Origin of the sequence: Clostridium swellfunianum (assembly GCF_023656515.1) — a bacterium.
In the GTDB taxonomy this organism is placed as follows: Bacteria; Bacillota; Clostridia; order Clostridiales; family Clostridiaceae; genus Clostridium_AT; species Clostridium_AT swellfunianum.
Genome location: NZ_JAMOFV010000006.1, coordinates 4,077,022 through 4,090,357, shown reverse-complemented (window position 1 = coordinate 4,090,357; position 13,336 = coordinate 4,077,022). Strand labels below are relative to the sequence as shown.

Genomic DNA, 13,336 nt, shown 5'->3' with positions numbered 1-13,336 from the left:
GTGTGTTTTGGAGAGAACTATTTTACAGTATCAAAAGGCTTTTAACAGCATAATAGACAGATTAAAGTCAAATGAGGAAGTTCTTGCAGTTATGGTATTTGGAAGTATGGTTACTGGTGACCTTTGGGATGAATCAGATATTGATTTGTTCGTAATCCTAAATAAAAGGATGCAGGATATAAAAAATATCTATACTGAGGAGAAACATGTTCCAGTCCACATTAAACTTATGAGCAAAAATAAGTTTTTGCAGCTTTATGAAGAGGATTTAAGAGGAGGATTTATGCATCGGATGTTTGCTTCCTCTAGGCTTGTCTTCTCAAAGGACATGGAAATAACTATAAAGTATGATAGTGGAAGATATTATCCAGACCTAGACAGAGAAAGATGGAACATGGTATATCTAGGAAAGGTTTTAAAAAGCCTTGATGTATGTAAAAAATACCTTTCAAATGACGGCTTGTATACTGCTTACAGTGCCGCAGTTAGATCTGTTGAAAATTATTCAAGACTTTATGTTAATCAATCAGGATATATGATAAGCAAAGATACTATGACTATGGCGATGAATTTAAATGACCGTTTTAGGGAATGCGTAGATGCTTTGTTTTTCAACAAGCAGGATGGAGAGAAGGCTGTAATAAGCGCAATAGATTACATAGAGAACTCCATTGACCAGAATATAAGAAATACCGCTTCAATACTAATCAATTATATGAGACAAAAAGACTGCTTCCTAAGTACCGAGGATATAAAAAGCGATAAACTTTTTATTAGTTATGATATTGCTATGGAAGATATTCTAAATAAGCTTTGGGAAAGAAACATAATTAAGAAGGATAGCAGAGATTTTAAAGATGAAGAAGGAAAACTGCTTTTCAAAGAAAATGTATATTTTATCTAGAGCTTAGTAAAAGCTGCCAGTGTAAGCAATGCTGGTAGCTTTAATTATTTATATGCTTTATAATATATATTAATTTAAGTAGCGAGAGTGATGAAATTGGAAAAGTATAATATTAAACTATGCCAAGGGGATATTCCAAAATACATTCAGATAACAAGGTATATTAAAAAATTAATAGATTCAAATGCCATAGAAGATGGTGAAAAGCTTCCGCCTATAAGAGTTTTTTCAGATTTTCTAGGGGTGAATAATGACACTATTATAAATGCTTATAGAAGACTTCAGCATGAGGGATATGCAGTTCAAAAAATAGGAAGCGGTACTTATGCAAAAAAAAGAGAAATAAATAGAACTTTTAAGAAAGATTATTCGGATACCTTTAAAAAACTTTCAGGCGAAGCTATAAAAGATTACATAGACTTTACAGGGGAAAATGCATGCGGTGATTTTTTTCCAGTGACTACCTTTAAAAATGTGCTTAATGAGGTTTTAGACAGAGATGGGGCTGGGGCTTTAGCTTATCAGGAACTGCTTGGATATAAAGGCTTGAGAGAAAGCATAAATAAGTATTTCTGGGGAAATACATTAGATAGTGATAATATTCTCATAGTTTCAGGAGCACAGCAAGGCATTGATATAGCTTCAAAGGCCTTAATTAACATCAATGACAATGTGTTAGTGGAAAAGCCTACATATTCTGGTGCTTTATCTGTATTTAAAGGAAGAAGAGCCAATATTTTTGAAGCAGATATCAAAGAAGACGGCATTGATATAATGGACTTAAAGAATATCTTAAAGAAAAATAAGATTAAATGTTTCTACTTAATGAGCTACTTTCAAAATCCAACCGGCTGCAGCTACAGTATTGAAAAAAAACGGGAGATACTGAGGTTGGCTGAGGAATATGATTTTTACATAATAGAAGATGATTACCTTTCTGAACTTATATATGATCCGAATCTTGAATACAAAAGCTTTAAGGCTTTGGATACTCATGATAGAGTTATATACATTAAAAGTTTTTCAAAGATATTTTTGCCAGGTATAAGAATTGGATATTTAATTTGCCCAGACAGATTTAAGGAGCAGCTCCAAAACTCTAAGCTGGATACGGATATTGCTACCTCAAGTCTTATGCAGAGAGCTCTGCAGCTTTATATAGAGAAAGGTTTCTGGAGAGAATACATAAATCAACTGAATATTATCTACAACGAAAGATACAATCATATGCAAAGGCAATTGGAACAAGTGCTTGGAGAAAAGGTTGAATTTATAAAACCAGGTGGAGGACTTAATTTTTATATTAAACTTAAGGAAGCTGTCAAAACCAGCAGCATAAAATTATTTTATGACTGCAAAGAACAAAATGTATTAATAACCCCAGGAGTATTATTTTATAAAAACAGCAAGGATGGAGAAAGTTTTTTTAGACTTGGTTTCTCTAAGGCTGAGAAACATGAAATAGATAAAGGACTAAATGTTATAAATAATATATTAAAAGCGAGTGATAGGCTTGGATAAGGGACTTGTGAAATTAGATTGGAATGACATAGAAAACATAAGCGACAGTGATATAAGCTACTTTTTGGCATTAGAAGGTAAGTCTGTAGAAGCTATTTGCAAGATAAGAAAGCTTGAAAGAGAGGAAGTGCAAAAGCACATTATAGAAGGAAAGATAAAATATAGGCATTTGGTTAAAAGCAGAAGTGAAGAAGAGCTTTTTAAAACCTTATGTAATACTGCAAAGCAGGATAAGCTTGCAGTACTTTCCTCCTTAAATGAAGAAAGTAGAGAAAGGCTTGTAGGATACATAAAAAAAGGGTACTCCAATATGGAATCTAAAAGCAAGGAAACAGCACTTTGGATAATAGGTGAGCTAAAAAGCAAGGCGTTAATGGATATACTTATGAAATCTATTGTGCATAAGCATGTAAACATAAGAAGGATGGCAGCATCCGCACTTGGAAAGCTTGAAGATAAAGCAGGGGAAACCGCACTTTTAAGAGCTTTGGATGACGATAATGCTCAGGTTGTTCAATATGCAATAAAATCTCTTACTAAAATTAAAAGCCAGCGGGCTTTGGAAAAGGTTAGAAATATATATGTTTCAGCAGATAAGGATTATTTAAGAAAAGCAGCAGAAGAATATATAATTGGTTTCAACGATAAGTAAGTTTTCATGTTTTGGGAGGGCACCATGAGCTATTTAACAATAAAGGATGAAGTGAGTGTAGATTTTGAAGAAAAGAAGTCTATATTCATAGGTCATGTCAAGAGAGTTTATAACGAAGAAGAAGCTAGAGATTTTATAAATAAAATAAGAGGTCAGCATAAAGAAGCAACTCATAATGTATATGCCTATATTATTGGAGAAAACATGGGCATACAAAGATACAGTGACGATGGAGAACCTCAAGGAACTGCAGGAATACCAGTTTTAGAGGTGATTAAAAAAAACGGAGTTACTGATGTAGTTGTGGTAGTTACAAGATATTTTGGTGGTATAATGCTTGGAGCAGGTGGACTTGTTAGAGCTTACTCAAAGGGTGCTGTTCTAGCTGTTAAGGAAGGCGGAGTAGTTGAGAAGACAAAGGGATTAAGACTTGATATTGTAATAGATTACGATATGCTGGGAAAAGTTCAGTATATTTGCGCTCAAAACTCCTGGCACATTGAAAATACTGAGTATACAGACAAGGTAAAAGCTGCAATATATTGTGAATTAAATAAAGTAGATGAAATAAAAAATACAATCATAGAAGCTACCTCTGGAAAGGCAGTTTTTGAAACCAGCGAAAGCGGCTACTACTTTAAACTAGAAAGCAGATTGTTTAAGGAATGCTAGTTAATACTACTGTTGTATGGTTATTATTATTTGTGATATAATACTTGTGTTTTGATAATATATAAATTTATTACATATATAGAGTTTTGTTAGGAGGAGATTTTTTATGTCAGGACATTCCAAGTGGCATAATATACAAGCAAAGAAAGGCAAAGCAGACGCAAAAAGAGGAAAAATATTTACTAAGATAGGTAAAGAACTAATAATGGCTGCAAAAAACGGTGGTTCCAATCCAGACGTAAACGCTAAGCTTCGTGATGTTATAGCAAAGGCAAAGTCAAACAATATGCCTCAAGATACAATAACAAGAGCTATTAAAAAGGGAGCAGGAGAGTTAGCTGGAGTAAACTATGAAGAGATAGTTTATGAGGGATATGCTCCAGGCGGCGTTGCTATTATAGTAAATGTTGTAACAGACAATAAAAACCGTTCAGCGGGAAACGTAAGACACGCTTTCACTAAATACGGTGGAAACATGGGATCATCAGGCTGTGTATCCTTCATGTTCCAACAAAAGGGTGAAATGGTTATAGAAAAGACAGATGAGCTTGACGAAGATGAATTAATGATGATGGCATTAGATGCTGGTGCAGAAGATTTCGCTGCAGAAGATGAAGTTTACATTGTTACGACTGCTCCAGAAGAGTTTGGAACAGTGAGAGAAGCTTTAGAGACAAATGGAATAGAGTTTTTAGAAGCAGACCTAAAAATGATTCCAGATACCTATACTGAAGTTGATATGGAGTCAGCAGTGAAGATTCAAAAGATGCTTGATGCTCTTGAGGAAGACGATGACGTTCAAGACGTGTTCCACAATGCTGAGTTCCCAGAAGGATTTGAGGAATAAAAATATAACCATATAAAAAGTTAACTTTTTATATGGTTATATTTTTTCCATTTTTACGTTTTGCTAGTATATAAACTCCTTAATTGTAAATAATAACTATGTATAATATTTTGAAAGAAGGGTTTATTATGGAGGGAGTTTATACTGCCAAAAGAGAAGAAGTATCCATAATTAGAATTTTTGTTAAGAGCAGAACTCATAATGCCGAGGAAGATAGATACGGCTTCGCCCTTGATGTAGAATGCTATGATGTGTTTTTGACAGATGCTATAAAGGAAGAAGTTGAAAGACTAAGCGCGTTGGTATTAAGCTATGCTCCTGAACTTCAAGTATATAGACATATCAAAGATAAAGAGCCAATTATGGAGTTTAGAGCAAGTCAGGCTGTAGCAGGCTGCTATAAAGTTAGCGTTGCAACTGCTTTTGAAGAATATCTTAAAAAAGTTAAAAACTATAGCGATATCATAAGCCTTATTAGCAAAGGTATAATAGAGAGGATAAGTTTTCTGTTCGGTGCATATTCTCTAGATAGATACTAGTTTATATTTTAAAAATATTGAATTAAAATAAATAAATTGTTATAATGTTACTGGAGTCACGAGGATTCCTATGATTATCCAATTATTTAGTAAGTGTATACCACGAAGGTAGGGTTTTTTGCTCTACCTTTTTTTGTTTTTATTATATTGAAAGGGGGATTATTATGCACATTCCAGAGAATTTCTTAAGCCCATCAACCTGCGCTGTGCTTGGCGCATCAATGATTCCGGTTTGGCGAAATGCTTCACTGAAGGTGAAAAAAGAGCTTAGTAGAAAAAAACTGCCTATGCTTGGTATCTGCGCTGCATTTTCTTTTTTAATTATGATGTTCAACCTTCCTCTTCCGGGGGGAACAACAGGCCATGCTGTTGGGGCAGTTCTTGCGGCTATTCTTATTGGGCCCCATGCTGCTTCAATATCAATTACTATCGCTGTAGTTGTTCAAGCAGTATTTTTTGGAGATGGAGGTATACTTGCTATTGGTGCCAATTCTTTTACCTTAGCTTTTGTTATGCCCTACACCGGTTATTACTTGTACAAATTGATAAAAAGTAAGATTAAAAGTACTAGAGGCGATTATTTTGCTGCTTTTATTGCAGGATATACAGGTGTTGTTTTAGCCGCTTTTGCCACAGCCGTATTATTTGGTATACAACCTTTACTTTTTAAAGATGCTGCAGGTCTTCCAATTTATTGCCCTTATCCACTGAAGGTTGCTATACCGGCAATGGTTATACCGCATGTGCTTGTTGTAGGTATAGTTGAAGGAAGCGTAACAGCAGGGATTTATGCTTACATAAGAAAAGTTTCTCCAGAGGCGTTGTATAAGAACGAAAGTGCATCTTTTAAGCTAATTTACATTTTACTTACTGTACTTGCGGTACTTACTCCCATTGGGCTTATAGCTAGCGGAACAGCTTGGGGAGAGTGGGCAAATGAAGAGTTGAAAGAATTGGTTGGTTATGTACCAAGGGGTATGGAGGAAGGCTTTAATTTTAGTGCGATGATGCCTGACTATACATTTATTCATACATCTGAAATAATATCCTATATACTGTCAGCAGTAGTTGGGGTTGCTGTAATATTTATACTTTTTAAGCTAACAAGTAAAATGTCAAGAAACTGATTCTTGACATTTTTTTATTTCCGCAACTATTTCTTTTAGTATGTCTTTAAGTTCAAGATTAGTAGTTCCTGGAATATAAAATCCATGTTTTTTTAAAGGAATGATATATTTAGTGCATTCCTTATTAACTACAGAATGGGAGATTTTGTAGGTTACCTCGCCATTTATTCCACCAGAGCAAAGTACACCAATAGGTGCAACTATACAGTCTAAATTGGAATTTAATATGTGTTTTACAATAAGGCTTTCTCCATAAAAGCTTTGATTAGCGCCTGCTTTATGCATAGCCTTAGCGGCTCCTGGATTTGTTCCAAGAGCTATTATATTTGTATTTTCCATAAGCTCTGCTCTAAGCCTAGCTATAATAGCTTTTCCAAGCCCACCACCTTGACCATCTATAATTGCTATATTCATCTGTTTTACACCATCCAATAAGCATAATCAGTTTAATTATACCACAATAAAATAAAAATATTGTTGACTTTTGTAGAATTACCTGTTAGTATTTACCCATAATTAATCGAATAACTGATCCATATATTCCCCATAATATGGTTGGGGAGTTTCTACACGAAGGCCGTAAAACTTCGGACTATGGGTAAGTCTTTAGTAGCTTCGTATACTTTTGATGGTATATTTCCGCTGCTGGATTTGCACATAGTCCAGCAGCGGATTTCTTATTTGCTATTAAGGAGGACAAACTATGAACTATGCAAATTCAAAACAAGGAAAAAAATCATTATTAGAAAGTATATTTAAGCTTTCAGAAAATAAAACCAATGTTAAGACTGAAATTTTAGCAGGTATAACTACTTTTATAACAGTAGCATATATAATTTTTGTTAACCCTAATATCTTAAAGTTTGCTGGGATGAATGCTCAAGGAATTAAAGGTGATGGAGCAGCTGCTTTCTCAGCACTTAATGATCCTGTGGTTGCATCAGTTTTTGCTGCAACTTGTTTATCGGCAGCTATAGGAAGCTTAATAATGGCTTTCTACGCAAACTTGCCTTTCGTATTGGCACCTGGAATGGGGCTTAATGCTTTTTTTACTTTCAGCGTGTGTATAAATCTCGGATATAGCTGGCAGCAAGCCTTAGCTGCTGTATTTATATCAGGAATAGTTTTTGTAATAATAACTGTAACTTCCATCAGAGAAAAAATAGTTAGCGCTTTGCCACATAATTTGAAGCTCGCTATATCTGGTGGAATAGGTTTATTTATATCACTTATAGGACTTAAAAGTGGAGGAATAATAGTTTCAAACCCAGAAACATTAGTTTCTTTCGGACGTTTTACTACACCAAAAGTACTTTTAACTGTAATAGGAATAACTATAACAGCTATATTGATGTCTAGAAAAGTAAAAGGTTCAATGCTTATCGGAATAGTTTTAACAACCTTAATTGGAATTCCTTTTGGAGTAACAAATGTTTCCGGTGTCAAGATATTAAGTGCTCCTCCTTCAGTATTACCAACTTTACTGCATATGGATTTTAAAGGATTGCTTGGTTTTGGAGGAAGTGGAATAATTGGAGCTGTGAGCAGTGTGTTCATGGTTATTATCACCTTTAGTTTAGTAGATTTATTTGATACTATAGGCGCTTTAGTAGGTACAGCTCAAAAGGCGAACATGCTTGAACCAGACGGAAAAGTTAAGAATATGAATCAAGCCATGCTTGCAGATGCTTTAGCAACAGTATTTGGTGCAATGCTTGGAACAAGCACACTAGTGACCACAGTGGAGTCTACTGCAGGAATAGCAGAGGGAGGAAGAACAGGGCTTACTTCTTTTACAGTAAGTATACTGTTTATACTTTCATTGTTCTTTGGAGGAATAGTAGGAATTGTTCCAGCAGAAGCAACTGCACCAGCACTTGTATTAGTTGGAGTATTAATGCTTGGAGCTGTAAAAGAAATAGATTTTGATGATTTCACAGAGGCTCTTCCAGCCTTCTTTACAATGGCTGTTATGCCATTTAGCTACAGCATTGCAAACGGGGTTGCAGTAGGTATAATTTTTTATCCAATTGTAAAAGTAGCAACTGGAAAGTATAAGGAAGTACACCCTATAATTTATGTGCTGTCAGCACTATTCATATTTAGATTTATAATGCTTCCTCATTAGAATTTACGGCACAGGCTAAGCCTGTGCCTTATTTATTTGCATAAATAAATATTTAAATATATAATAAACTAAGTTAAATAGAGTATTAACCAGCAGGAGGAAATAAACTTGATTAAAGCAATATTATTTGATTTGGATGGAACACTGATTGATACTAATGACCTTATAATACAATCTTTTAAGCATACCTTTAAAAGACACCTCAATAAAGAGGTGCCTGAAAGTGAAATAGTAATGAACTTTGGGGAGCCACTTCTAGCAACTCTGCAAAAATATGATAATGAGAATGCTGATATATTGATTCAAACCTATAGATCATATAATGAAGCTATACATGATGAACTAACAAAGGAAATTGTGGGAGTTAAGGAAACTCTAAGAGAGTTAAAGACCCTTGGAATAAAGATTGGTGTTGTAACTTCTAAAAGAAGGGCTCTGGCCGAGAGAGGGCTTAAACTGTTCAATCTTTATGAGCTTATGGAAGTGATAATAACTCCAGAGGACACAGAAAAGCATAAACCAGATGCAGAGCCTATGTTAAAGGCTTGTGAGCTTCTGGGAGTTTTACCTGAAGAAGCTCTGATGGTAGGGGACAGTCATTATGATATACTTTGCGGTAAGAACGCAGGTTCAAAAGCTTGCCTTGTTAAGTATACTGCGCTGCCAGTGGATAAAATAATGGAGCACAAGCCACACTATGCAGTAGACGATATTAAAGAGGTATTACAAATAGTTAGAGAAGAAAACTTCAAGAAGGCTTAAAGTCTCCTCTGAAGTTTTCTTTTTAATATTTAAAAAATTCAGAATTATCTTGCAGGAAATTTTATGGAAGTATAGAATATAATTATATAGTTAAGTGCTATAAATTTATGAGAGGTTTTACTTAACAATTTATTTTAGGAGGATGGTTAGGTATGGACAAACTTTATTATTGTGGGAAATGTAAAAGGGTTTTAACAAGTGGTGAGAATTGCAGCTATTGCAGCAGCAGCTTAATTAATGAACTTATTGTTGGAGCACCTGTTAATGTTATTGGAACTAAATTAAAGGGTAAGGTATTAAAAATTAAGGAAAACACAGCTAGACTTCTTATAAGAGATGAAAGCAACAGCAAGTTTATTAGGGAATATGAAGGGGATAAGCTAAGAAAGGTTATATAAATAAAAAGCCTGCTTAATGAGTATAAGCAGGCTTTAAATATTTCTAAAATATCATTTGATAGAGCATTTTAATAGCAACTCCTAAGGACATTGCAATAAATATAGGCTTAATAAGTTTAGCACCTCTTTTAAGAGCCATTACAGTACCGATTCTTGCCCCGAAAATCATGCAAATAGCAACTGGAATTCCAAGCATATAGTTTATTTGGCCATTAAGTGCGAACATAACAAGGGAGGTTATGTTGCTTATAAAATTTAAGACCTTCCCGTTACCACTAGCTTTAACAAAATCAAAACCAAAAATGCTTATAAGGCCAAAAATTAAGAATGAGCCTGTACCAGGTCCGAAAAATCCATCATAAAAGCCTAGAGATAGTGCAAGTATCATTCCAAGAAATATGTTCTTCTTAGTAAGCCCTTTAAATTTATCTTCTAGCCCAATATTTTTAGAAAAAACAGTATACAAACCAACCGCTAGTATTAAAACTAATACTAGAGTAGACAAAAAAGCCTGGCTTATCTTAAGTACTGAAGTTACACCAAGAACTGCCCCTACAAGAGTTAGAGGAGCTATAAATTTCAATAGGTCGGAGCTTACTTTCCCTGAGCGAGCAAATTTTAATGAACTTGTAAAGGAAGCTGCGGTGGAAGAAAATTTATTTGTTCCTAAGGTTAAATGCGGTGGTACACCGGCCATCAAATATGCCGGAACGCTTATAAGACCTCCGCCACCTGCTATTGAGTCAACCATTGCAGCTAAAAATCCTGCAGGACATAATATAAGAAGCTTAATAAAAAAGTCTTGTCCAAGGGATATGCTTTCAAACAATAATAACACCTGCCTATTACGTAGATAAAATTATTGTAGCATATTTTTTAAGCAAACGTCCAATATAAAATAAGTGTGCAATATTTTATTTACATAATAGAAATACTAGGGCATAATAGATAAGGATAAATTACTAAAGGACGGTGCTTGATATACATGAGAAAAGGACAAGAACTTGAGTTAATAGTTGAAAAAACAGAATTTCCAGGCTATGGTGTAAGTACTGTAGGTGATAAAAAAGTATATATAAAGCATGCTCTGCCAGGACAGAAAATTTTAGGGAGAATATCTAAGAAAAAGAAATCTTATGCAGAGGCAAGTGTAATAGAAGTTTTAGAGGATGTAGATTATAAAATTCCAAATAGATGCGAACATTTTAAGGAGTGCGGAGGCTGCTCTCATCAAACAATTTCCTATGAAAAGCAGTTGGAGCTAAAAAGGCAGCAGGTGCTGGATTTACTAGAAGAAGGCGAAATAACAGGCTTTGAATTTTTAGGAATAGAAGGTAGCCCCGAGGAACTTGAATATAGAAATAAAATGGAGTTTACTTTTGGAGATTATGAAAAGGGTGGAGAGCTTTCTCTAGGCATGCACCTTAAAGGCAGAAGTTTTGGAATAGTTACAGTGAACGACTGCCAAATTGTAGACGAAGATTATAGAAAGCTTTTGACAACTGTTTTAGAGTACTTTAGAGGTAAAAAATTCCCTCATTATAGAGTTATGAGCCATGAGGGCTATCTTAGAAATCTAGTTATAAGAAAAGCTAAGAATACAGGAGAGATTCTAGTAAACATAGTAACTACCTCTCAAGTAGATTTTGATTTTACAGAGTTTACAGAACTTTTAAGAAGTTTGCCTTATAAGGGAATTTTAACTGGAATAATACATACAACAAATGACTCCTTATCTGATGTTGTTGTTGCAGACAAGATAGATGTTCTTTATGGTAGAGACTATATAATAGAAAAATTGCTTGGTTTAAAATTTAAGATAACACCATTTTCTTTCTTTCAGACAAATTCAAAGGGAGCAGAAAAGCTGTATACCATAGTTCGGGATTTCATGGGAAGCTCTGAAGACAAGGTAGTTTTCGACCTTTATTGTGGAACAGGTACAATAGGTCAGATTGTTGCACCTAAAGCAAAGCAGGTTATTGGTATTGAATTGATTGAGGAAGCCGTTGAAGCAGCTAATGAGAATGCAAAGCTAAACGGGCTTACCAATTGTACCTTTATAGCTGGTGATGTAGCTAAGGTTATTAAGGAAGTAAAGAATAAGCCAGATATAATAATCTTAGATCCTCCAAGAGCAGGGGTACATCCGGTGGCTTTAAAGTATGTCATGGATTTTAATGCAAAAGATATAATATATGTTTCCTGTAATCCTAAGAGTCTTGTAGTTGACTTAAAGACTTTAATAGATGGCGGATATAAAATAGAAAAGGTCATATGTAAGGATATGTTTCCTATGACTCCTCACATTGAAACTGTTGTTAAATTAAAAAGATAGATATAATTAGGCTATGTTTACTAGAATAAAATAAGCAAAGCTTTGGCATGTAGAACAATAGAAAAAGGTGGACAAATTAAATGGAGCAGGTAAAAGTTAAGTGCTTTGGTATGGATGAAGAAGGAAAGGGACTTATAAAAGTAAGAGGCAGGCTAGTTCATGTATCTAATTTACTAGAAGGTGAGACTGCTGTAGTTGAAGTAATCCAAAGGAAAGATTTTATAAAGGCTAAGGTTATCAAAATTGTGGAAAAATCAAAGGATAGAGTTTCCTCTAAATGTCCGTATTTCATTCAGTGCGGAGGGTGTCAGCTTCAACATATGTCCTATGAAAGTCAGGCAGAATTTAAGCAGCAAAAAATAGAAAAGCTTATGAAGCCTTATGGTAAAGTTAATAAAATTTTGACTATGCAGGAGCCATATTACTATCGAAACAAGATACATTCAACTTTAGCACAAGGCAAAAATGGAAAAGTTATATCAGGAATTTACGAGGAAAATACTCATAATGTAATTCCTATTGAGAGTTGTTTGATTCAAGATAAGCGTGCAGATGAAATAGTTGCCTCGGTTAAGGAAATAATGAAGAGCTTTAAACTGAGACCCTATGATGAAGACTCAGGCCAAGGTTTTCTTAGGCATGTTCTAATTAAAACAGGGTTTGCTAGCAATGAAATAATGGTAGTCCTTATCGTGTCCTCTCAAGTATTTCCTGGAAAGAATAACTTTATAAAATTGCTGCTGCAAAAACATCCTGAAATTACTACAATTGTTATGAATATAAATAATCGTAAAACCAGCGTAGTACTTGGGGAAGTGGAGAAAGTTCTATACGGTAAAGGTTATATTGAAGATACTCTATGTGATTGTGTATTTCAAATATCTCCTAAGTCTTTCTATCAAGTTAATCCTATACAGACTGAAATACTGTATGAAAAAGCAATAAATATGGCTAAGCTCACAGGCAAAGAGACAGTGCTTGATGCCTACTGTGGAATTGGAACTATTTCACTTATAGCAAGCAGAAAAGCCAAAAGCGTTATAGGGGTTGAACTAAATAAGGATGCTGTTAGAGATGCTGTAAAGAATGCAAAGCGAAATAAAATAAGCAACGTTATGTTCTACAACGATGATGCAGGGGACTTTATGGTGAATTTATCAAAGGAAAAGCAGAATATTGATACTGTTTTTATGGACCCGCCTAGAAGTGGAAGCGATGAAAAATTTCTATCGTCAATAGTGAAGCTGAAGCCCAGACAGATCATATATATATCCTGTAATGCAGTTACTCAAGAGAGAGACCTTAATTATTTAACTAAAAATGGATATAAGGTTGAAAAAATTCAGCCTGTAGATATGTTTCCGCATACTAGCCACGTTGAGACGGTTTGTCTGCTGGAGAGAAAATAAGAATAAAAACCCTTGAAAGTCGCCTATATACGGTGATTT

At 34.6% G+C, this 13,336-nt stretch carries 14 protein-coding genes and 1 riboswitch; of the genes, 12 read left to right on the top strand and 2 right to left on the bottom strand.

What is annotated here, in order from left to right; all coding sequences use genetic code 11:
- The first annotated feature begins 7 nt into the window (after nt 1-7).
- The 7 genes from NBE98_RS19460 (at nt 8) to cbiM (ending at nt 6,262) form a co-directional block, all read left to right on the top strand.
- On the top strand, nt 8-904 hold the full coding sequence (locus NBE98_RS19460) for a nucleotidyltransferase domain-containing protein (protein WP_250816673.1): 897 nt from the start codon (nt 8-10) through the stop codon (nt 902-904).
- 96 nt (nt 905-1,000) lie between these two features.
- Nucleotides 1,001-2,425: a MocR-like pyridoxine biosynthesis transcription factor PdxR gene (gene pdxR / locus NBE98_RS19455; RefSeq protein ID WP_250816672.1), complete on the top strand. Its 1,425-nt coding sequence runs from the start codon at nt 1,001-1,003 to the stop codon at nt 2,423-2,425.
- Nucleotides 2,409-3,077 (top strand): HEAT repeat domain-containing protein, encoded by a 669-nt coding sequence (locus NBE98_RS19450; protein ID WP_349305963.1) that lies wholly within the window; start codon nt 2,409-2,411, stop codon nt 3,075-3,077. The genes pdxR and NBE98_RS19450 overlap by 17 nt, the downstream gene beginning before the upstream one ends.
- Before the next feature lie 24 nt (nt 3,078-3,101).
- Nucleotides 3,102-3,749, top strand: a complete 648-nt coding sequence (locus NBE98_RS19445) for a YigZ family protein (protein ID WP_250816670.1) — start codon at nt 3,102-3,104, stop codon at nt 3,747-3,749.
- Nucleotides 3,750-3,855: 106 nt separating this feature from the next.
- Nucleotides 3,856-4,596 carry a YebC/PmpR family DNA-binding transcriptional regulator gene (locus tag NBE98_RS19440; protein WP_250816669.1) on the top strand — a complete coding sequence of 247 codons (741 nt, stop codon included), beginning with the start codon at nt 3,856-3,858 and terminating at the stop codon, nt 4,594-4,596.
- Between the two features lie 128 nt (nt 4,597-4,724).
- The gene (locus NBE98_RS19435; RefSeq protein WP_250816668.1) at nt 4,725-5,135 is read left to right on the top strand and encodes a hypothetical protein; all 411 of its coding nucleotides are present in this window, start codon (nt 4,725-4,727) and stop codon (nt 5,133-5,135) included.
- A gap of 164 nt (nt 5,136-5,299) precedes the next feature.
- Nucleotides 5,300-6,262, top strand: coding sequence for a cobalt transporter CbiM (cbiM, locus tag NBE98_RS19430; RefSeq protein ID WP_250816667.1), 963 nt, complete (start codon nt 5,300-5,302; stop codon nt 6,260-6,262).
- On the opposite strand, the gene NBE98_RS19425 is transcribed toward cbiM, so the two are convergent.
- A complete protein-coding gene (locus NBE98_RS19425) occupies nt 6,251-6,676 on the bottom strand; it encodes a DUF3842 family protein (protein ID WP_250816666.1) in 426 nt (141 codons plus the stop codon). The two genes, cbiM and NBE98_RS19425, sit on opposite strands and share 12 nt — an antisense overlap.
- A gap of 99 nt (nt 6,677-6,775) precedes the next feature.
- Nucleotides 6,776-6,877: riboswitch (purine riboswitch) on the top strand.
- An 88-nt stretch (nt 6,878-6,965) separates the two neighbouring features.
- On the opposite strand from NBE98_RS19425, the gene NBE98_RS19420 reads away from it, so the two are divergent.
- From NBE98_RS19420 to NBE98_RS19410, 3 genes are all read left to right on the top strand, one after another.
- On the top strand, nt 6,966-8,390 hold the full coding sequence (locus NBE98_RS19420) for an NCS2 family permease (RefSeq protein ID WP_250816665.1): 1,425 nt from the start codon (nt 6,966-6,968) through the stop codon (nt 8,388-8,390).
- A 108-nt stretch (nt 8,391-8,498) separates the two neighbouring features.
- The gene (ppaX, locus tag NBE98_RS19415) at nt 8,499-9,152 is read left to right on the top strand and encodes a pyrophosphatase PpaX (RefSeq protein WP_250816664.1); all 654 of its coding nucleotides are present in this window, start codon (nt 8,499-8,501) and stop codon (nt 9,150-9,152) included.
- Nucleotides 9,153-9,304: 152 nt separating this feature from the next.
- Entirely contained in the window at nt 9,305-9,550 is a 246-nt protein-coding gene (locus NBE98_RS19410; protein WP_250816663.1) for a hypothetical protein, read from the top strand.
- A gap of 43 nt (nt 9,551-9,593) precedes the next feature.
- Here NBE98_RS19410 and NBE98_RS19405 read toward each other — a convergent pair whose 3' ends face one another.
- Complete coding sequence (locus NBE98_RS19405; RefSeq protein WP_284703664.1) at nt 9,594-10,379, bottom strand: TSUP family transporter; 786 nt, start codon at nt 10,377-10,379, stop codon at nt 9,594-9,596.
- A gap of 156 nt (nt 10,380-10,535) precedes the next feature.
- On the opposite strand from NBE98_RS19405, the gene rlmD (NBE98_RS19400) reads away from it, so the two are divergent.
- Both rlmD (NBE98_RS19400) and rlmD (NBE98_RS19395) read left to right on the top strand, forming a co-directional pair.
- A complete protein-coding gene (gene rlmD, locus NBE98_RS19400) occupies nt 10,536-11,888 on the top strand; it encodes a 23S rRNA (uracil(1939)-C(5))-methyltransferase RlmD (RefSeq protein WP_250816662.1) in 1,353 nt (450 codons plus the stop codon).
- An 80-nt stretch (nt 11,889-11,968) separates the two neighbouring features.
- A complete protein-coding gene (gene rlmD, locus NBE98_RS19395) occupies nt 11,969-13,297 on the top strand; it encodes a 23S rRNA (uracil(1939)-C(5))-methyltransferase RlmD (protein WP_250816661.1) in 1,329 nt (442 codons plus the stop codon).
- The last annotated feature ends 39 nt before the right edge of the window (nt 13,298-13,336 follow it).